The organism is Limnohabitans sp. (genome assembly GCF_036804465.1).
Classification (GTDB): domain Bacteria; phylum Pseudomonadota; class Gammaproteobacteria; order Burkholderiales; family Burkholderiaceae_C; genus Limnohabitans.
Genome location: NZ_DAIRSK010000010.1, coordinates 92,821 through 113,315 on the forward strand (window position 1 = coordinate 92,821; position 20,495 = coordinate 113,315).

A 20,495-nucleotide genomic window follows, 5' to 3' on the forward strand; every position below is an offset into this window, starting at 1 on the left:
ATGAATAAACTCAATACCCTAATGGCGACGCTCTTGTTGACAACATCGCTTTCCCACGCTTCGACAGATGTGGTTCAGGTGGGTGCGGGTGGTTGGCGTACTCAGCCGAGTGCCGCAGACCAAAAAGTACCTGAAGCGCCATTTCGCACCCCCGATATGTTGCAACGTGCTGCGCCTACAAACCAGTGGTATTCGTCGGTGATGTTCACACGTTGGTCTGAGGTCTTGCATGCATTACCGTTGACCGCAAAGGCAACGCAAAATGGGTTGGAGATTGGTTTCCCTAAAAAAGTGATCACGCCGACTGACCGAAAAGATGTGGAGGTGACTTACCCGCACACGGCCGACATCACGCTGCGACCCTTGAGCTTTCGCCCTGAAGCTGCTTTGCTCGCGGGCCATGGTGACTGGTCTGTTGATATTAGTTTCCCTAATCAAGACCAGTCCCTCAAAACCACGGTGGCACATGGCAGCCCCTTCGTGTTTGCCACCTTGAGTCATGGTGACTTAGGTTTTGATTTGGCTGCTGATTTGCAAGCGCACATTTGGTCCAGAGATGCACGTGTATTGATTGTCAAGGGCGTATCCAAAACCTATGCGGCGTTTGCTCCGACAGGAGGCACTTGGCGTCAAGGTGCGCTGGCCTGGACCTTGAATTTACCGACAGACAAGCGCTACATGTCCGTGGCTGTCATGCCTAATGAAAACGACAGCACGGTGCAGCAGTTCCTTGCGAGCGCCTACACCCACATCAGCAACACCAAGGCAGAGTTTCGCGTCGACCAAGACAAGAACGAAGTTGTCACCACATTTCTGGTGGAGACACACAACAAAGAAGGGGTCCGCGCGTCAACGATTGTGGGTCTGTACCCACACCATTACTTTGGCAACAAAGACCTTCCTGCCACTGCCGTGGGTTCGTTGCCCAGCATTCGTGGTGAGTTGAAGTTTTATGCCGCAGACAAATTCACAACAAAAAGTGTGTATCAGGGGTTTGTTCCGTATTGGCCAGGCGTCAAAGACACCGCTAAAAGTCGAGCCATTGTGTCTAACTTGTCTAAAGAATCAAGCCGTGCCCGCCGCATGATGCTCGAAATTGGCCAAGGACCTTACTGGCAAGGCAAGGGTCTTCAACGTATCAGTCATTTGATGACCGTGGCCGATGTGCAAGGTGAAACCGCAACTCGGGACAAATTGTTAGCGCTCATTAAAAAACGTGCTGAAGAGTGGCTGTCAGGACAAAGTGCTCGTACTTATTTTCATTACAGCCCCACGCTGGGCACAGTTGCGAGTTATCCCGAGGAATACGATGCCGTCAAGGATATGAATGACCATCATTTCCACTACGGTTACTGGATTCGTGCCGCAGCCGACATAGGCATGCGAGATCCTGAGTGGATCAAGGCAGAGAAGTGGGGCGGCATGATTGATCTGCTGGTGGCTGACATTGCAACCGCTCAACGTGGCCGTAAAGACTTTCCTTATTTGCGTAACTTTGACCCCTATGAAGGGCATTCTTGGGCGTCAGGTACGGGCATGTCACCCGATGGCAACAACCAAGAGTCCTCTTCTGAAGCCATCAACGCATGGGTGGGTTTGATGTTGTGGGGCAGCTTGCAAGGGCGTCAAGATTTGGTTGATTTGGGTACTTATTTATACGCCACTGAAATTCAATCCATCAACCACTATTGGTTTGATATTCATGGCTTGACCTTGCCACCTGAGTACAAAAATGTCGAAGTCAGCATGCTGTTTGGTGGGAAATTAGCGCACAACACTTGGTGGATTGATGAGCCTCGACAAATTCATGGCATCAACTTGTTGCCATTGACCGCATCGTCGACCTACCTTGCTGCGAGTCCCGTTTTTACACACAAAAACATGGCGGCCTTGGAGCAAGAAATTGACATTTATCAGGGCAGGGGCAAGCGCGCGAAGCCTGATGATATTTGGCAAGACCTGTTTGCCAAATATGTTGCGCTGGTCGATCCCAAAAAAGGCCTGGCACGCTGGAACGAATGGGGTTCTATAGAGCTTGGAGACACCCGAACGCATGCGCAGCATTGGCTGTTTTTTCTGAATGAAGTGGGTACACCTGACCTCAGTATGACGGCGAATACCAAATTTTATGCCAGCTTTAAAGCAGCCACTGGACAGCGCACTTATATGGTCTATAACCCGACGAAGTTGCCTTTGGACGTACGTTTCAGTGATGGTTATATCTTGAAGGCCTTACCTGTTTCTTTGACAGTTTCGCCATAAATTATTTTTAACTGTAAGGGAAAACCACAGTACCTAAACACCGTCAAAGGATTTTAAATACATTTTGTGAAAGCGCTTTCAGAAAGCGGTTTCAAAATGGGGGTTTTAAACAACAATTTAGGAGATCAAGATGTCATTTCAACGTATGGGTTATATCGGTAAATCATTCACGATGGGTGCCTTGGGCATTCTGGGTACTTTGGTGGCGTGTGGCGGTGGTGGCGTTACAAACACCATTGCGCAAGCATTGGCATCTCCTTATGTATTGGTCGCATCAAGCTACACGCCAAATGCTGCAGCCTCTGGTGATTTGAAATGGAGCACAGCCGAAGGCGGCGATGTATTCATGGGATCAGGTGGAAATTACATCTACGGAGACTATGGAATTTTTGGTCAAAATGATATCGACTATCACCAGTCAGTTGGTATCCAGTTCAAGCACACAGCTGCATTGGGCTCAACGGACTATATCTACACCAAAATTCAGACGCCACAAAATTCTGGACTTGATGTGTCACAGTCTGGCAATTTAATGATTCAAATGGGCAATGGTGTGGATCGTGCGGTGCAAACCAACAGTGCTACTGTTTTTACGGTGGAACTCAATGGCGGCGCTTACAACTCCACGACTTACTCGTATGCAAACGCTTGCTCTGTGAACGTGACATTGAACACCACAGCCACGGCAAACAATCTGAGGGTTTATAAGTTACCTCTGACTTCTTTCACTACGTGCTCTTCTGGTGCCTTGACTGCGTTGAAGTCTGACCTGAAAGCTGTGGTGGTCAAAGTCCTGCCAGCAAGCGATGCAAATGCGACTTCTACAACCAACAACTTTGTATTGCCTAAAGTGGGTTTGGTGGCTTTCGCGCGCTAATCAAACATCAATCTTCGAATCTACTGATGGTGCTCAAATGAAAAATATTAAAAAAACGAATCTCTTCGGGCTCATGCTGCTTGCGGCGCATTCGCTTTCGCATGCAATCGACGTGGGTCCTTTGACCATCAATGGCTTCGTGAAGGTTGAAACATCTCGCGCCAGCAATCAATGCAGTGATTGTCAATTGGTTGCTGGCGAAGCGCGGCATCGTCCTTGGGCGGATGACCTTGCCGCCGGAAAAAGTTATGGCACAAAGGGAAGAAACTTTAGCCTCGCTCAGCCTTACATCGGTACCAAAGAGTTTGAGCTAGGGCAGGGCTTCAAAGTTAAAGGTTTAGTTAGCCAACGATGGCGCGATGGCAAGGTAGACATCCCAGGCATTTGGTACGAAAAAAATGCCACCCTTCTGCATGAAGACTATGGAACGTTGCAGGTAGGTGCATTTCCAACCAGAGGTTGGAGCGTTGCGGACTACCCCTATGGGACAAAATTTGGTGTTGCAGACCCGTGGGCTTCAAGTGGTGCTGGTTATGGGTTGTTAACCAATGCGGTTCGTTACGGTTTGCCACTCATGGATGTCAACAACGGAGACTTGTACCTTGAGCTAACTTACGACCAAGGCGGTGCAGGATACTCAAAGCACAAACCACAGTTTTACGAGGTGTATGCCAAATACGTGAATGGTCCGTTAATTCTTGATGTCACAGCGCAGTCTGCAACTAACGGTATGCCCATGGCTTGGGGGCATGGACCTTTCAAAGGCATAACCAATGATGCATCTAAAGAAAATTTGATTGCCGAGGGCAACAAGCAATCTATTGTGATGTTGATGTCTCGCTACCAGATGAACGCCAAGACCGAGGTGCTGGCGGGCGTTCGTTTCAATCGTTGGAGTGGTAACAAAGCAGCATGGTTAGGCAAAGATGCTCAAGGCAACGACTTGTGGAACGATATGTTCAACATCAGCAGCCTGACAGGGCCAAGTTACAGCGCTACCTCAACAGACTTTAGTTTGGGTGCGGTGTACAAATTCATGCCTAAGTGGTCTGTGAATACAGGTGTGGTTTATTTGGGCAAAGCCAACACCAGCAATCCAGTTGAACGTGGCCAATCGAACACCATGACCCTGAATACTTTAGGTGTGGGCTATGAAGTTGAACCTGGATTTTCTGTGTATGGTTTTGGTGGCATGGTTAACTTCGGTCATAAAGGTTTGGCACCTTTAAGCATGCCCGGTCACGCAGCTTTCACGGGTGTCGATTCTCGTGTTGCTAAATCGGGTAATTGGGCAGGAGTGGGTCTTGTTTATACGTTCTAAATTCAATATTGCTTTACTCAGCTTGATGGGCTTAACCTCTTGTGGCGGTGGCGGTGGCGGCGGTAGCTCAATTGCTCCCACAAGTCTTGAGCTCACATTACCCACCACTTACGCCCTAAAGTGGTCAGACGATTTTTCTACGCCAGGTCGTCCAAGTAGCACTTGGTCGTATGACTTGGGATCTCCGCTCTTGGGTGGAACAGTTTGGGGTAACGCTGAAAAGCAGTACTACACGGATCAAGCTAAGAACTCGTTCATCGATGCCAACGGCCGACTCGTAATTCAACCAGTGGCTGGTATTGCTGAGGTTGACATGGCCAATGGTGATTCACCATCTGTGCCCGATGTCTTGAGCGCTATACAAGCTCGCAATGTGAGCGTAACCTCGGCCAGGTTGCACACCAACACGGCAAGTTATTACGCGGCCTTGAATTCAACGCCTTACGGTTTTTACGAAATTAGAGCCCAAGTGCCTTGTGTAGCAGGTGCTTGGCCTGCGATCTGGATGATGGGTAAAGATGGCGTTTGGCCTGCGCGTGGCGAAATAGACATCATGGAGTGGTTTGGGGGCAATGCTTCATTCATTTCCCAACCTAATCAGGTGCAGTCTGGTGTTCATTCAACTACCAATCACTGGGGCAGTGCAGCGGGTCTGTTGTTTGCGAAAAACGCAGTGGCAAATATGTGCACTGAGTTCCACAATTTTCAATTGCACTGGAGTGCCAATGAGATTTTGATGGGTGTGGATGGGGTTCCCACGTTTTCATTCAAAAAACCAGCCAACGCCACAGCAGACAATTGGCCATTTTCACAACCTGCTTATTTGTTGCTCAATGTCGCTGTGGGTGGTAATTTGGGGGGCGCCTTCAATGTCAATAATCTGCCAAGTATGAATATGAAAGTAGAGTACGTGAAGGTGTGGCAGCCGCCATCTTGATCAATAATCAACGGCGCAGCTTAAGTTCATTGCGTATGAACGCGTTCTTTTTACCTCTTAATAACAAAAATAATGCCTTCAACTATATCGATAGCTCCACGCGCCACATTGGGTATGGTGGCTCAACAAGCAGGGGTCTCGCCAAGCACTGTGTCTCGAATTTTGAATGGCACAGCCCAAGTCAGTGATGAAAAAAAAGCCCTGGTTCAGGCGGTGATCAAAGAGCTCGGATTTCGCCCAGATCCCGCTGCGAGAAGTTTGGCTGGTGGTCGAACGATGAGCATTGGCGTGCTAACGCAATTCATTGATAGTCCTTATTACGGTGAGGCTTTGCGTGGTATTGAGGATGAGCTTAACAAGGCCCACTATTCCCCGCTCTTTGTCAGCGGCCACTGGAACGAGGCGGAGGAAAAAAAACGCATTCAGTTGTTGTTAGATAGAAAAGTGGACGGCATCATCGTCTTAACCGGCAAGCTTTCTGACGACACACTCATAGAACTTTCTAAATCAATTTCTGTTGTCGTGACGGGTAGGCAACTTAGTTGTAAAAATCTCTTCAGTATCGACTTTGACAATGCCGAAGGCGCTGCTCAAGCAGTCAATTATTTAAGTCAACTAGGACATCATAAAGTTGTATTTCTATCGGGTCCGTTGGATCATCCTGATGCCAAACAGCGTCTTCAGGGGTATAAAAAAGAAATCAAGCGATTGAAGATGTTCAACGATAAAAGTCTCATCGTAGAGAGCGATTTTCTTGAGTCTGGTGGCTTCAAAGCTGTCAATTCGCTTGTTGCAAATAAGACTGAATTCTCAGCCATCATTGCCGCAAACGATCAGATGGCTTATGGTGCACGCTTGGCGCTTCACAAGGCAGGATTAAATGTGCCTGATGATGTCTCCCTCATTGGCTTTGATGACCTACCGCACTCAGCTTTCACGCTGCCGCCTTTGACCACTGTGCGTCAGTCGGTTTATGAAATTGGTGTTTCTGCTGCCAAGGCTATGTTTGATTTGATTAACAAGAAGAGCCCACTATCACAGGTTGTGGAGGCAGAACTCATCATCAGAGAGTCGACTTCCGCTTGCAAAATCTCACGTTGAACCGCATCGTTAAAGGTGTTATTTTTCTAAGCTGTCACTACTCTAGGCCCCTTGTCCTTGGTAGTCAGCAGCGCGGGTAAACGGCTAATCGCGTTCGCAAACCTGTCGCTGCACATCGTATGCACCGCCCGAGTCAAGACAGCGGTCGATGGCGATAAATTCTTTGGCCCATCCGAAGTAAATGATGAGCACGGCTGCGCTTGCACAGCCAAGGATTGTGAGTGTTCTTTTGATTGACAAGGTTTGTTCGTGCAGGGCTTACAAACGCGCCAACCGCCCCAGCGCCAACTTCAGTGTCTCGTCTTTTTTAGCAAAACAAAAACGCACTACGCGTTGGTCAAAGCCATCGGCGTAAAAGGCGGACAGGGGAATGGCGGCTACGCCAATTTCAGACGTTAGCCATTTGCAAAAGTCGGCTTCGCTCAGGTCTTTTTCGGGCACGCTGAGTTTGTCGATGCGCACACACTGGAAGTAGCTGCCTTCAGAGGGCAGCAGCTCAAATTTGGTTTGTGCCAAGCCGGTGCGAAACAGGTCGCGCTTGGCGGCGTAGAAGGCGGGCAGTTGCAGGTAGGGTTGCGGGTCTTTGAGGTAAGCGGCCAAGCCGTGTTGCACCGGTGTGTTAACGGTGAACACGTTGAACTGATGCACTTTGCGGAACTCGGCGCTGTAAGCCGCAGGGGCGGCCACGTAGCCAATTTTCCAGCCGGTGACGTGGAAGGTTTTGCCAAAGCTCGAGACGATGAACGCACGCTTGGCCAAGCCGGGGAAGCTAGATGCACTGAGGTGTTGCAGTGGGGCATAAACCATGTGCTCGTAAACCTCGTCGCTGATGAGCACGATGGGGGTGGGGGCCAGCAGCTCTTGCAGTTTGAGCATTTCTTCGCGTGTCCACACGGTGGCGCTGGGGTTGTGTGGGCTGTTGACGATGATGGCGCGGGTCTTGGGTGTGATGGCCGCAGCGATTTTGTCGAAGTCGGGGCGGAAGGTGCCGGGGGTGAGCGGCACGCGCACCGCCACGCCGCCCGCCATGTCGATGTTGGGGATGTAGCTGTCGTAACAGGGCTCGAGCACGATCACTTCATCACCCGCTCGCACCACGGCCAAGATGATGCTAAGGATGGCTTGCGTGGCACCCGCGGTGATGGTGATTTCGCTGGTGGGGTCGTAGCGGTATTGGTAGAGCGACTCAATCTTGTCGGCCACGGCTTCGCGCAGGGCGGGCACGCCGGTCATGGGCGGGTATTGGTTGAGGCCGTGGCTCATGGCGTCGCTAACGCAGGCCACCAGCTTCGGGTCGCAGTCAAAGTCTGGAAAGCCTTGGCCGAGGTTGACCGCCTTTTTTTCAGTGGCCAAGGCCGACATGACCGTGAAGATGGTGGTGCCGATGTTGGGGAACTTGGTGGCGAGGTGTGGTGTTGTCATGTGGCGTGGCTTACATGTTGAAGTCGGTGGGGTGGCCGTCGAGGGCTTTCATGATGAGGTGACGGTCCAAGCGGTCGCTCAAGAGCGCTGCAAAGTCATACACAAAGTGGCGAATATAGGCGCTGCGCTTGAAGGCGATACGCGCCACGTTTTTACCAAACAGTTGAGAGGCAGGGCGGGCCACCAGGCTGTCGTCCAAGCTATCTTTGACAGCCATTTCAGCCACGATGCCAATGCCCAATCCGAGGCCCACATAGGTTTTGATGACGTCTGAATCGATGGCTTCAAGCGCGATGCGTGGCGTCAGGGCTTTGGAAGCAAAGGCTTTGTCAATGCGGGTGCGGCCCGTGAAGGAGGGGTGGTAGGTGATGATGGGCTCAGCCGCCAAGTCTTCGAGCGTGATGCGCACTTTGCCTGCGAGCGGGTGCGACTTGGGGATGACCAGCATGTGTTGCCACTCGTAGCAGGGCAGGGTGATCAATTCGGGGTATTCAGACAAGGACTCGGTGGCGATGCCAATCTCGGCCACTTCGTCCAGCACCATTTGCGCCACTTGTGCAGGCGCACCTTGGTGCAAGCTGATGTTCACATGGGGGTAGGCCTCGCGCAGCTTGGCCACGGGCACAGGCAGCACGTAGCGGGCTTGGGTGTGGGTGGTGGCGATCGACAAAGTGCCGCTGTCTTGCGCGCTGAACTGTTCGCCAATGCGCTTCAAGTTACCGACTTCGCGCATGATGACTTCGATGCTGCGCAACACGTGTTGGCCAGGCTCGGTCACGCGCTTGAGGCGTTTGCCATGACGCGTGAAGATGTCGATGCCCAGCTCTTCTTCAAGCTCAATGATGGCTTTGGACACGCCAGGCTGAGAGGTGTGCAGCGATTTGGCCACCTCGGTGAGGTTGAGGTTGCGGCGAACGGCTTCTTGGACGAAACGGAACTGATGTAGGTTCATGGCTTGGCGTTGTGATGTACCACCCATTATGCCCTGAGCATCTAACTAACTCGTTCTTTATGCTTTGTAGTAGTCGCGGTACCACGCCACAAACCGAGCCATGCCCGTGCTCAAGGGTGTGGCAGGCGTGAAGCCGATGCAGGCTTCGAGTTGGGTGGTGTCTGCAAAGGTGGCGGTCACGTCGCCGGGCTGGGCGGGCTTCATGATTTTGGTGGCTTGCACGCCCACAGCTTGCTCGATGGTGTGGACAAAGTCCATGAGTTGCACGGGGTCCGAGTTGCCAATGTTCAACACGCGGTAGGGCGCCCAACTCTCAGCGCAGCCGGGTTCTTGGCCTTTGGCAAAGGTTTGTGGCACGGGCGGGCGGTCGAGCACGCGCAGGGCAGATTCGACAATGTCGTCCACATAGGTGAAGTCGCGCATTTGCTGACCGTGGTTGTAAATCTCGATGGGCAGCCCTTTGAGGATGGCATCTGCAAATTTAAACGGGGCCATGTCGGGTCGGCCCCATGGCCCATACACCGTGAAGAAGCGCAATCCCGTGGTGGGTGTGCCGTACAAATGGCTGTAGGTGTGGGCCATGAGTTCGTTGGCGCGTTTGGTCGCCGCGTACAAACTGACGGGGTGGTCAACTGGGTCTGACTCTTTGAAGGGCAGTTTTTCGTTGCCGCCATACACGCTGGAGCTGCTGGCGTAGGCCAGATGCTTGACTTGCCAGTGGCGCGACCATTCCAGAATGTTCAAGAACGCAACCAAGTTCGACTGCGCATACACATGCGGGTGGTCGATGGAGTAGCGCACCCCTGGCTGAGCGGCGAGGTGGAGGATGAGATCGGGACGCCAAGTGCCTAACTGGCTTTCAATGGCGGTCATGTTGACCAAGTCTTCTTGGATGAAGCGAAAGTTGGGCTGGCCCAGCAACTGCTGCATGCGTGCGTGCTTGAGCGTGACGTCGTAATAGGGGGTGAAGTTGTCAATGCCAACCACCTCGTCGCCGCGGGCTAAGAGTCGTTGGGCGGCGTGCATACCGATGAAGCCGGCGCAACCAGTGAGGAATACTTTCATGCGGCCATTGTCCCGCAAAAATTCAAGGCCAATCAGGGCAGAGTTTTGACGCTGCCGCGCGCGCGCCAGCGCACATAGCACCAGCGTGTGGCCCAAGCGCAGCCCCACATCAGCAAGCCACCAAACAGCACATCACCTAAAAAATGGCCGCCTTGGGCCATGCGAACAAAACCCAGTATCAAGCCCGCAGTCCAGCCGATAGCGATCCAGCGACGGCGTGTGCGCGTGGTCGCAAGTGCGCCGAGGGTCATCAGCACAAAGCCCGTGCCCGCATGGCCACTCATGAAGGAGCAGTTGGTGTCACATGCCGCGGTAGGAACCAGGGGCGAGGTGTAAGTCTGTGTGCCGCCCAATTCGGTGATTTGGCTGGGTCGAGCGCGGCCCCAATTGTCTTTGAAGCCCACATGCAAGATAAGCCATAAACCCACGACCAAGCCTATGAACAAGGCGAATGTTTTGCGCCGCATGGCGGGGTTCATCCAACGCCGACCAACAGCTAACAACAACACACACAGCAACAACATGCTGCGCCCCACCCACGGCACGCTCGAGTGCCACAGATCAATCCACGGCCATTGCGCCGCATCAAATCCAAGGGCAGGCGTGTAAAACCAACTCGCCACGCTCAGATCCAAATCAGGCCACACCAGATACACCGCAATGCAAATCAAGGTCAGCGCAAGCCAGGCCTGCACCTCATGGCGTTGGGGCGAGGTCATGGCTGGGTTGGTTGGGTTTGCAACAACCACACTTGCAATGTGACACGGCCAGATTGCGCCCCTGCCAGTTGGCGTGCATGGGGATAGCGGCTCAGCAGCAGAGGGTGTGGCGGGCTGGGGTTGATCCACACAACCGCTGGATCATGCGCGTTGGCGGGCCAAGGCTGCTTCCATTCAAAGTGGTGATGAACGCCGCCATCGCTGTTCCAGGCATACAGCTTGGGCTCGAGCGCACGAAGGCTGTAGGCGGTTTGCACCAAGGTGCTGCGGTCGCCGGTCAGCCATGGGATTTCGCGGTAGGGCTCTAGCGCTGGCTTGAGGCTTTGCAATGAGGCATCCCAGCCGCGCATGCGACCCCAAATGTCCCACTTGGATTGGTGGGGCTGGGTGGTGAGGCCCATCCATTGTTTGATGTCGCCGCTCGTGGCGATGAAGCCACTCAGCACCAAGCCTGCGCCACAGGCCCAGACCAAGCGTGTGAGCGACAGCCTAAGCGCGCTGGCCCAGCATGCCAGCCACAAACACACGCCCAAGGCCATGGGCACAGACCAGTTGATGAGGGCCTTGGAATTGAGCGCTTGAATCAAACCCAGCGCCAAGATGGGGCATGAAAAAGCCAAGGCATAGGTGAGCGGTGACCACAGACGTGAGGCAGTGAGCGCGTGGCCGTTTTCTTCGGTCAGGCCAGCTGATAGTGCGCCAGAGTGCCGACTGTCGTCGCGTTGTTTGCGCCACAACCAAAACCACACCAACCACACACTGGGCCCCAATATCAAGAGCTGGCCAAACGAAAACTCAAAGCCTGATGCCAACACCCGACGCCAGCCACCCGCCCCTTGGGCCACGGTTGAGCCGGTTTCTTGCACGGTGATTTCAAGGGTGTGTTGCGCTGTAGGCCATTGGTTGGCCATGTTCCAAGCCAAGTGGGGCAGCAGCACCCACACAGCCACGACACAGGCCAGCAGCCCGCCTAAAAAAATGCGGCGACGTTGCCCGGCCGGCGCCATTGCCAACAGCCAGAGGGCGGAAAAGCCAAGCGCCAAGGCACTGTATTTGGACAACACACCCAGCCCAAAGCTCAGGCCGCAAGCGATCCACCAACAGGTGGCACGGTAGCCTGATGCGTGGGCAGCTTGCCAAAGGGTGAGCATGCTGAGCGCCCAAAACAAGGTGAGGGGCGCATCGGTGGTGACACTCAAGCCCAACAAGCCCGACACCAAGGTGGCTGAAAACAAGCCACCCGCAAAGACAGCGCTGCGCATGCCACCGATGCGATAGGCCAAGCAGCCGAGCACCCAAGCGCTGAGCACCCAGCACGTCATGGCCAAGGCTTTGACGCCCAGCAGTGAATCGCCAAACACCGCGGTAGAGCCCGTGATCAGGGCCACCAACACAGGGGGCTTAGAGAAATAGCCCCATTGCAGATCACGCGACCACAGCCAGTATTGCGCCTCGTCCACATGCAATCCTGCGCCACTGACGGTGAACTCGAACATCCGCAAGCCCAGCAAGGCGAGTGACAGCAGCGCGAGGATCGCCAGCGTGGACAAGGAAGGGCGGTTCATGGTGGGTTGGCTCAAAGGGGCCTCAAGGCAAAGGCTTGAGCAACAACAGACCGCGATGGCTGTGCGCTGTTGTGTAGAGGTTCATGGGCAAGTCTTGCATGCGGTCGTGGCGCACGATGACCCAGTCAGTTGGCGTGGGGGCTTGTTGCGTCGTCGGTGCGCCATAGTAAAAAGCAAAGCTGGGTTGGTGCATGCGCCACTGCACGATGCGTGCCTCGGGGTGGTGCTGTCGCGCCCAAGTGGCCACTTCTTGGAAGGGGGCTTGCAGCACTTGGCCCAACCAAGGAATCACAACGCCCACCCACAGCATGCTGACCAACCAAGCACAAGCCATGAGCCTCGCCCAAGCGTCGCCGCGTGGTTTGAAGGCCAACCACAAACCGGTCAGTGCCACAAAACTGGCACTGAGGTGAACCGATAAACCACTGGGCGCGCTCGCGAGCAAAGGCTGCACCCATGTGTCAGTGACGGTGGTGGCTCCCCAAGCTGCGATGAAGGGCACAGCAAAGGCAAGCCCGCAAGACAAAGCGACACAGCCCCAGAGCGCGGCCTGCCACGCCACAGATGCAGGGCGCTTGACAGACTGAGCCACGATCAACAAAACCAAGGGCGCTAATCCATAGAGCATGTAGTGCGGGAGCTTGGTGCCCGAGAGCGAAAAAAAGCCCAGCACAAACAACACCCATATCCACAAAAAGCGCTGCAAGGGGTTGGCCCACTGAGTGAGGAAGCTGCCAAACAATCGCACACACCAAGGGGACCACGGCAGCAACAACAAAGGCAAGACCACCAGGTAGTAGAGTGAGTTGCCACCATGCCCTTCTAAAGTAGCGGTGAAGCGCTGCACGTTGTGCTTGAGAAAAAAGCCTTCGATAAAAGCCATCTCGTGGCGTTGCAACGCATAGAGGTACCAAGGCGCAGCGATGGCCAGCAAAAGCAGCCACCCTGTGGGCTCCCGAAGTGCTCGCCAAGCCGTGCGGCCACGGTCGGTGGTCAAGGACCATAGCAATAAGGTGATGCCCGGTATCAGCAGCGCTACAGGGCCTTTGGTGAGCAGGCCTAGCCCGCACCATGCATAAGCCCAACGCAGCGCGCTGCGTGAGCCACTGGCTGCAAAGTTCCACAAACACAAACCCGTTGCCATGAGCAAGGCGTTCAGCATGCCGTCAGCGGTGGCGGCGCGGCCAATGGCCAACAGTCCCAAGCTTGAGCCCAGCATGAAAGCGGCGCGTTGCCCAGCCGGTTCACCCCACTGCTGCGCTGCAAACCGCCAAAGCGCAAACGTCGCCGCAAGCACTGCCAATGCCGATGGCAAGCGAGCCACCCAGTCATAGGGGCCAAACACAGCCATCAAAGCCGCTTGGCACCAGTAAATGAAGATGGGCTTGTCAAAACGGTCAGCCCCATTGAGGGTGGTGTGCCCCCAATCACCTGAGGCCAGCATTTCGCGCGAGGCTTGGGCAAAGGCCCCTTCGTCTACATCAAATAAAGGAGCGCCGGCCAAGCGCACCAAGTACAAACTCAGCAGCGCGAGCGTGACCCAGATGGTGCTGTTCCAGCGAAAGGGATTGCAATAGTGGATCATGCGTGCGCGGTATGCCAGCTCTCATCAGGCGCGGGCGTGTGGTTGTGCATCACGTGGTAGGAGCGAGCGCCGCTTTGGTCAAAGTAGCTGCGCATCAAAATTTCGGCCAACACCCCCGTGGTCAGCATTTGCACGCCAGCCAGTAATGCAAAAAATCCCAGCCACAGCAGAGGGCGGCCGCCCACTTGCTCGCCTAACAACTTCAAAATTCCTAAATAGCCCAAGACCAAGCTGCCCACGGCAGAAAAGATCAGACCAATGCCCCCAAAAAAATGGCCTGGGCGGGTGCCAAAGCGCAAAAAGAAGTACATGGCCAACAAGTCAACGATGACGCGAAAGGTGCGCGAAATACCGTACTTGGACTCGCCCAACAGACGCGCATGGTGTCGCACAGGCTCTTCAGCCATGCGACGCGGTGACGTGACTGTGGCCAGCCAAGCGGGAATGAAGCGATGCATCTCGCCATACAAACGAACTTTGCGCAGTACTTCACCGCGAAAGGCCTTGAGACTGCAACCCAAGTCTTTGAAGTCAAGGCCTGAGACTTTGCGAATCAAGGTGTTGGCAATCAGGGACGGAAACTTACGCAAGATGAAGCCGTCTTGGCGCTTTTGACGCCAGCCTGCCACCATGTCCAGGTCTTCGTGGAGCAAACGCGCCACCAGCTTGGGGATATCGCGTGGGTCATTTTGCAAGTCGCCGTCCATGGTGACGATCACATCACCACGCGCGGCATCAATGCCGGCTTGCATGGCGGCCGTTTGTTTGAAGTTTCGGCGCAGCTCGACCACGCGGATGTGTGGACCAATTTCTTTGGCACGCTTGAGCAAGGCGACCACGGTCTGGTCAGAGCTACCGTCGTCGACCAAGATCAATTCCCATGGCATGGGGTAGTGGCTCAGCGCCTCTTGCACCGCATCAATTTGTAGAGGCGCGTTATCTTGTTCGTTGTACATGGGCACAACCACCGACAAGGTGTGTTGCGGCATGGGGGCGGTGGCGTCTGACATGATGTGAAAACCTTATTGAGAAAATGTGGCTGGCGCCCCGTCCAGGCGATGCAGCGGTTTTTGGCTCCAGCCCAAAACACGCGCCAATGTGGCTGATCCAACCGTGACGGCCAAGGCCATCAAATGCACCGCCAAAGCGGTGGCGGCGATATCGGGCCAAGGCAAAGAAGCGCTCCATTGGATGCCAAAAATAACACCGCCTTCATAGGGCCCAAACCCTGCTGGCGGCTGCAGAGGAAGTGTAGCGGCGAGCTCGCCGCCCACTGAGCCGTGCAAGGCGGTTCGAAAATCGATGGGCAACATGACCCACAACGGCCAAGCAATGGCGCAGGCTTTGACAATCCAATTGCTGATGGCGTAAATCCAACTTTCCCAAGCGGGTGGCGGGGCTTGAAAAGGCTCGGTTCCTTCTTTGCGAGACATGCGATACATCAGCCAGGTCCAGCTCAAGGGCAAGATCCAGATGGCCAGCGCCATCATGGCCAGCGCCAGTGCCACACTGATCTCTACTGAGAACGGGGCAAACAGTGCAACTGACAAGCCGCCCAACACCGCCATGTCTTGCACGCGCAGCCTGAGCAAACTGATGCTGGCTTGGCGAATCGAAATGCCCCCTTGGCGGTGCAACACCCACACATAGATGGCTTCGCCGCCGCGCATGGGCACCAGCACCACCCAAGCGCTGTGGCGCACCATCAAGCCCCATGCTTCGCGCCAACCCATGTTCAGCGTGTCGCGCCATTCGGTGCGAACGCGGCCAGCCCGAAGCAGATGACTGCTTGCCATGCCGAGCGCGCTGACCAGCCAAACATACAGCGGCACGCGTCGCCACGCCTCTATGGCCACAGGCCAATCCACGGCTTGCAGCATCCACGCCATGATGGCGATGGCCATCAGGGTGACAACGATGGATGCCCAGAGTTTTTTAGAAGATTTTTTCATGTGGCTGGTTCACAAGTTGGGCGCGTCCACCACGCTTGCACGCGCCACAGCATGCTGGCCACTGCCAAGCCACCCAGCAGCCACTGCCAAACCAAGGCCAGTGGCACGCCTTCGTCAAACGTGAAGGCGGCCCATGCGCCCAAAGCTTCCACAAAGACAGGGAGCCATGGAAAACCAAAGGCGTTGTTGCGTGGCCAAGGAAAAGGAAAGCGCCAAGCCAGCCAGCCCACCATCAGGCCCAGACCACCGCCCACCAGCACATCGGCGGGCCAATGCGCGCCCACGGCAATGCGCGATGCCGCGATGGTCAAGGCAATTGGCCATGACAACCACACCATCCAACGTGGGTAAGCATGCGCACGAATCAGGCACATCCACAGCGTGCCCATGCACATGGCGGCGAGGGCGTGACCCGAGGGCATGGAGTGGTAGTTGATCACTGGGTTGCCAATGAAGTGGATCAGTTCGACATCCAGCACGGCCCCTGGCCTTGGCAAGCTGAGCCAAGGCTTGAGTGTGTGCGTCACGATACCGCCCAGAACAAAGCCCGTGAGCACCACGCGCGCGCCCAAATCGCTGCGGCTCATGGTGCTGACCAAAATCAGTACCGCCCAGCCCAAGCCTGACACGGTGACGCAAGACCAAAACGTTTCAGATAGCACCTGTGACGCATGGTTGAAGCCAAGCATCCAGTTGGGGTGGTTGGGCGCATGGTGCGCTAAAACACCAGCAGCGATCAGCAAAACCGCCAACGCGAACCAAGCACGTGCCTGAGGCGGCGCAGAGGGAGTGGCGAGCATGCGGGCTTTGGAGCGGCTGCGCGGGATCAGTCGCTGCCAAACAAATCGCGTGTGTAGACCTTGGCTGCCACATCACTCAGATCAGGTGTTTGACGGTTGGCCACGATCACATCGCATTGCGACTTGAACGATGCCAAGTCGTGCGTGACCTCGGATTTGAAAAACTCTTGCTCTGCCAACAATGGCTCGTACACAATGACGCGCACACCCTTGGCTTTGAGGCGTTTCATGACGCCTTGAATGCTGCTGGCGCGGAAGTTGTCGCTGCCCGCTTTCATGATCAGGCGAAAGATACCCACGGTGCTGGGTTGGCGACGCAAGATGTCGTCGGCAATGAAGTCTTTGCGTGTGCTGTTGGCGCTGACGATGGCGCCAATGAGTGTTTGCGGCACATTGTTGTAGTTGGCCAGCAGCTGTTTGGTGTCTTTGGGTAAGCAATACCCGCCGTAGCCAAAACTGGGGTTGTTGTAATGGCTACCAATGCGAGGGTCTAGGCAAACGCCGTCAATGATTTGGCGGGTGTCTAGGTTGTGCGAGGCGGCGTAGCTGTCGAGCTCGTTGAAATAAGCCACGCGCAAGGCAAGGTAGGTGTTGGCAAAGAGCTTGATGGCTTCTGCTTCGGTGCTGCCGGTGTAGAGCACTTGCACGTCTGGTTTGAGGGAGGCCTCTTGCAGCAAGCCTGCGAAGACCCGGGCACGTTCAGAGACCTCGCCCACCACAATGCGGCTGGGGTAGAGGTTGTCGTGCAAGGCTTTGCCTTCGCGTAAAAATTCTGGGCTAAAGAAAACTTGCTCAGTGCCCAACTCTGCACGAATTTTTTCTGTGAAACCCACTGGGATGGTGGATTTGATGACCATCACCGCTTGGGGTGCGAGACGCTTGACATCAGCAATCACCGACTCGACCGAGCGGGTGTTGAAGTAGTTGGTTTGCGGGTCGTAATCGGTGGGCGTGGCAATGATCACGTAGTCAGCGCCTGAGTAGGCGTCGACAGGGTCGAGGGTGGCACGCAAATTGAGCGTTTTTTCAGCCAAATAGGCTTCAATGTCGCGGTCATCGATGGGGGAGTGTCGGGCATTGATGGCTTTGACACGTTCGTCGACGATGTCGAGGGCCACAACTTCGTGGCGTTGTGCGAGTAAAACTGCGTTCGAAAGACCGACGTAACCTGTGCCTGCAATGGCGATTTTCATAAGTGACCACGCAATGATTTAGATTTTCGATTCTAACATTTGACCCTCTTCGTCAATGCTGTGGCCCAGGGCAATATCGGCGAGTAAATCTAAAAGACGGCTCTGTTCTCCCACCGCGGGTTGGCAGGTGATCTCAATAGAGGGATGGTCGATTTTCAATAACCTGATCAACTCTGGCAAATCCTCACGCGCATGGCGGCCCACGCCTAAAAACAAGGGAACCACACACAAGCTGGTGGCTCCGTCGGCCACCAAGTCGCTAGCGACTTGCGGCAAAGCGGGCTCGGTCAGCTCCAAGTAGGCGCACTTCACCACGGTGCGAGGTGAGCGCTGAAGAATGCGCTCGGCCACGGCTTGAATGGGCTTGTGCCACAGGGGGTCACGTGAGCCGTGTGCAAACAAAATGATGGCGTGCATAGAAAACCTTATTGACGAATCACCAACCAGCCAAAAGCGGCCAGTGAGGCGAGGGTGTAGAGCAAGCCGGGGGCAGCTGCAGCAAACCAAGGCAACCAATTGTTGATGTTGCCCAAATAGCCAAAGACGTTGTTGAGCAAGAAAAAGCTGATGCCCGCCAACACGCCCCCAAACACGTGGCTTGTGATGTTGCCACTGCGCGAATGCAAGTAAGCAAAGGGCAGAGCAAGCACCACCATGACCAAGCAGCTGAGCGGATAAAACACTTTTTTCCAGAATTCAATTTCAAAGCGTTGCGTGGCTTGCCCGTTGGCGCTCAGGTGTTTGATGTATTGGAACAAGTCCACCGTGCCCATGCGCCCGGGCTTGAGAATGGCGACGGCGATCATCTCGCTCGTGATCTCACTGGGCCAGGCCAGCGTGTCTTGTTGCGTGATTTTGAGCCTCTGCGTATCGACACCGCCTTGTATCGCTTGGCGTTCAGCTTGTTGAAGCTGCCATACGCCGCCTTCGATCTGAGCTCCCGCGGCTTTGCTCAAGGCAACCCATTCACCAGCTGCGTTGAATTCAAAAATTCGAATCTCTTGTGGTGAACCGTCGGCAGACAGTCGGTTGATATTAAGAAACACCTTTTGCTGCGGTTGGCTCTCACGCAGCCAAGCGCCGGTGTTACCTACCTTGATTTGTGTACCCAAGTATTTGGATTTGAGCAGTTGCGCATAGCGATCACACACCGGAGCCAAGTAGTCACCTACCGCAAACGTGATGAGCACAAAAGCCAGACCCAAGCCCAACAAGCTACGCAGCGCCATGAGCGGTGTCAGTCCGCTGGTGCGCAGAATGGTGAATTCTGAGCTTTTGGCCAAGCGTGACATTACAAAAATGGTGCCGATCAAGACGGTGATGGGCAGCAGCTCATACAAATGGCTGGGAACCGACAGCAGCACAAACCCAAACACATGTCTGAGTTGGTATAGGTTGTTGTTGCCACCGGCGTTGGGTAACTCATCAATGAAGTCAAAGAAAAAGAACAGCGCTAAAAAACAAAGCGTGACAAAAGCGACCGCGATCCAAATTTCATGATGAATAAGTTTGCGAAGGGTATTCATAAGTCAGCAGCTTCAAGCACCAGCGCGTCCCAGGAGTTGTCGCCAATTCCAGTTGTAATGACGCGCGGTGAGCCATGTGTAAGCGAGGACAAAAACCCCGCCGTGCAAGGCAATGAAAAAAGGCAGCAGCTCTGCTTTGCCCGAACCCACCCAACTTTGCCCTAGGTTGATCAGGTTGAAATACACCACAAAAATAAGCAAGGCTTGAGCCAAATTTCCGCCGCGGCCTACGCGCGGGTTGGCGCTCGTGATGGCCAAGGCAATGACGATGACGTTGAAGGCTGAAAACGCCACGCCCAAGCGCCAACCTAACTCACCGAGGTTGCCAGGGCTTGGGTTTTGTATCAGCTCGAGGCTGGACACCGTCTTGAGTGGTGACTTGTCTTGCAATTTGGCGGATGGGTTGAGCTGCGTGGTGTAGCTTTTGAATTGGGTGACTTTCAAGTCGGATTTGCCAATGTTTTGTTCAACGCGTTGGCCATTTTCAAGCACCAAATACTGTTCATCCGCTTGGGTTTCAATGTGTCCTGTTCTGGACGACGTCATGGATTGTTTGTTGTGATCCGTCGATGAAATGAAGACGTTTTTGCCCTCTTTGTTGTCTAGGCTTTCTTTGTCAATGAAAAACACCCGCAAGCCGCTAGCCGATTCTTGGAACTGACCAGGGGCAACGCGCTCTAAGTCGCCGCGGCGCTCATAGCGATTTTTCAGTTCCCCAATTTGCTGATTCGACCAAGGCCAGATCAGCAGCATCAACACAAACACACTCAGCAGCATCGGCCAAGCAAAATGAAGCATAGGGGTCACCAACGCGCGAAGCCCTTTGCCGCTGACAAGCCAAATCACCATCTCACTCTCTAAATACATGCGCGACAGGGTGCCCACCGCTGCAATGAACAAGCTCATGGTCAGCAAAATGGGCAACTGCCCCAGCATGGTGAAACCCAGAATTAAGGTGACCTCGGTGGGGTTGACACTGCCGATCGATGCTTGGCCTAGGGTACGGATCAGCATCATGGTCATCACAATTGTGACCAGTACGACCAGCGTGGCACCAAAACTGCGGGCCAGCTCTTTACGAATAGAGGAATGGAATAACATCAGCGAGAGAGGAAAACCACAATTATGAACTTCGAGCTCAAGACCCTAGATTTACACGCTGCAGCCACGCATAAAACCGATGCGTTGATTATCTTGGTATCTGCCAAGGACAAGCCC

At 54.4% G+C, this 20,495-nt stretch carries 18 protein-coding genes; 5 read left to right on the forward strand and 13 right to left on the reverse strand.

The window, feature by feature from the left end:
• The 5 genes from V7Q41_RS07160 to V7Q41_RS07180 all read left to right on the forward strand — a co-directional run bounded on the left by V7Q41_RS07160 (position 1) and on the right by V7Q41_RS07180 (position 6,498).
• Positions 1 to 2,262: a glycosyl hydrolase gene (locus V7Q41_RS07160; protein ID WP_333844766.1), complete on the forward strand. Its 2,262-nt coding sequence runs from the start codon at positions 1 to 3 to the stop codon at positions 2,260 to 2,262.
• 130 nt (positions 2,263 to 2,392) lie between these two features.
• Complete coding sequence (locus tag V7Q41_RS07165; protein ID WP_333844769.1) at positions 2,393 to 3,139, forward strand: hypothetical protein; 747 nt, start codon at positions 2,393 to 2,395, stop codon at positions 3,137 to 3,139.
• A 37-nt stretch (positions 3,140 to 3,176) separates the two neighbouring features.
• On the forward strand, positions 3,177 to 4,460 hold the full coding sequence (locus tag V7Q41_RS07170) for a hypothetical protein (protein WP_333844771.1): 1,284 nt from the start codon (positions 3,177 to 3,179) through the stop codon (positions 4,458 to 4,460).
• Entirely contained in the window at positions 4,444 to 5,397 is a 954-nt protein-coding gene (locus V7Q41_RS07175; RefSeq protein WP_333844774.1) for a glycoside hydrolase family 16 protein, read from the forward strand. Before V7Q41_RS07170 ends, V7Q41_RS07175 begins: the two co-directional genes overlap by 17 nt.
• A gap of 72 nt (positions 5,398 to 5,469) precedes the next feature.
• Positions 5,470 to 6,498 carry a LacI family DNA-binding transcriptional regulator gene (locus tag V7Q41_RS07180; RefSeq protein ID WP_333844776.1) on the forward strand — a complete coding sequence of 343 codons (1,029 nt, stop codon included), beginning with the start codon at positions 5,470 to 5,472 and terminating at the stop codon, positions 6,496 to 6,498.
• A 258-nt stretch (positions 6,499 to 6,756) separates the two neighbouring features.
• Here V7Q41_RS07180 and V7Q41_RS07185 read toward each other — a convergent pair whose 3' ends face one another.
• The 13 genes from V7Q41_RS07185 to lptF are packed head-to-tail and all read right to left on the reverse strand — an operon-like array spanning position 6,757 to position 20,378.
• Positions 6,757 to 7,920: a pyridoxal phosphate-dependent aminotransferase gene (locus V7Q41_RS07185; protein ID WP_333844779.1), complete on the reverse strand. Its 1,164-nt coding sequence runs from the start codon at positions 7,918 to 7,920 to the stop codon at positions 6,757 to 6,759.
• A gap of 10 nt (positions 7,921 to 7,930) precedes the next feature.
• Positions 7,931 to 8,872, reverse strand: coding sequence for a CysB family HTH-type transcriptional regulator (locus V7Q41_RS07190; protein WP_333844782.1), 942 nt, complete (start codon positions 8,870 to 8,872; stop codon positions 7,931 to 7,933).
• Between the two features lie 57 nt (positions 8,873 to 8,929).
• A complete protein-coding gene (locus V7Q41_RS07195) occupies positions 8,930 to 9,937 on the reverse strand; it encodes an NAD-dependent epimerase (RefSeq protein ID WP_333844785.1) in 1,008 nt (335 codons plus the stop codon).
• Between the two features lie 32 nt (positions 9,938 to 9,969).
• On the reverse strand, positions 9,970 to 10,656 hold the full coding sequence (locus tag V7Q41_RS07200; protein WP_333844787.1) for a phosphatase PAP2 family protein: 687 nt from the start codon (positions 10,654 to 10,656) through the stop codon (positions 9,970 to 9,972).
• Positions 10,653 to 12,221 carry an ArnT family glycosyltransferase gene (locus V7Q41_RS07205; protein ID WP_333844789.1) on the reverse strand — a complete coding sequence of 523 codons (1,569 nt, stop codon included), beginning with the start codon at positions 12,219 to 12,221 and terminating at the stop codon, positions 10,653 to 10,655. Before V7Q41_RS07205 ends, V7Q41_RS07200 begins: the two co-directional genes overlap by 4 nt.
• Before the next feature lie 22 nt (positions 12,222 to 12,243).
• Positions 12,244 to 13,806 (reverse strand): ArnT family glycosyltransferase, encoded by a 1,563-nt coding sequence (locus V7Q41_RS07210; RefSeq protein WP_333844791.1) that lies wholly within the window; start codon positions 13,804 to 13,806, stop codon positions 12,244 to 12,246.
• Positions 13,803 to 14,816, reverse strand: coding sequence for a glycosyltransferase family 2 protein (locus tag V7Q41_RS07215; RefSeq protein WP_333844793.1), 1,014 nt, complete (start codon positions 14,814 to 14,816; stop codon positions 13,803 to 13,805). Before V7Q41_RS07215 ends, V7Q41_RS07210 begins: the two co-directional genes overlap by 4 nt.
• A gap of 12 nt (positions 14,817 to 14,828) precedes the next feature.
• Positions 14,829 to 15,758 carry a lysylphosphatidylglycerol synthase domain-containing protein gene (locus tag V7Q41_RS07220; protein ID WP_333844796.1) on the reverse strand — a complete coding sequence of 310 codons (930 nt, stop codon included), beginning with the start codon at positions 15,756 to 15,758 and terminating at the stop codon, positions 14,829 to 14,831.
• Positions 15,755 to 16,558 carry a phosphatase PAP2 family protein gene (locus V7Q41_RS07225; RefSeq protein WP_333844798.1) on the reverse strand — a complete coding sequence of 268 codons (804 nt, stop codon included), beginning with the start codon at positions 16,556 to 16,558 and terminating at the stop codon, positions 15,755 to 15,757. The genes V7Q41_RS07220 and V7Q41_RS07225 overlap by 4 nt, the downstream gene beginning before the upstream one ends.
• A 26-nt stretch (positions 16,559 to 16,584) precedes the next feature.
• On the reverse strand, positions 16,585 to 17,751 hold the full coding sequence (locus tag V7Q41_RS07230; protein WP_333844800.1) for a nucleotide sugar dehydrogenase: 1,167 nt from the start codon (positions 17,749 to 17,751) through the stop codon (positions 16,585 to 16,587).
• A gap of 18 nt (positions 17,752 to 17,769) precedes the next feature.
• Entirely contained in the window at positions 17,770 to 18,168 is a 399-nt protein-coding gene (locus V7Q41_RS07235; protein ID WP_333844802.1) for a sirohydrochlorin chelatase, read from the reverse strand.
• A gap of 8 nt (positions 18,169 to 18,176) precedes the next feature.
• Positions 18,177 to 19,277, reverse strand: coding sequence for an LPS export ABC transporter permease LptG (lptG, locus tag V7Q41_RS07240; RefSeq protein WP_333844804.1), 1,101 nt, complete (start codon positions 19,275 to 19,277; stop codon positions 18,177 to 18,179).
• A gap of 12 nt (positions 19,278 to 19,289) precedes the next feature.
• The gene (gene lptF, locus V7Q41_RS07245; protein ID WP_333844806.1) at positions 19,290 to 20,378 is read right to left on the reverse strand and encodes an LPS export ABC transporter permease LptF; all 1,089 of its coding nucleotides are present in this window, start codon (positions 20,376 to 20,378) and stop codon (positions 19,290 to 19,292) included.
• Between the last annotated feature and the right edge of the window lie 117 nt (positions 20,379 to 20,495).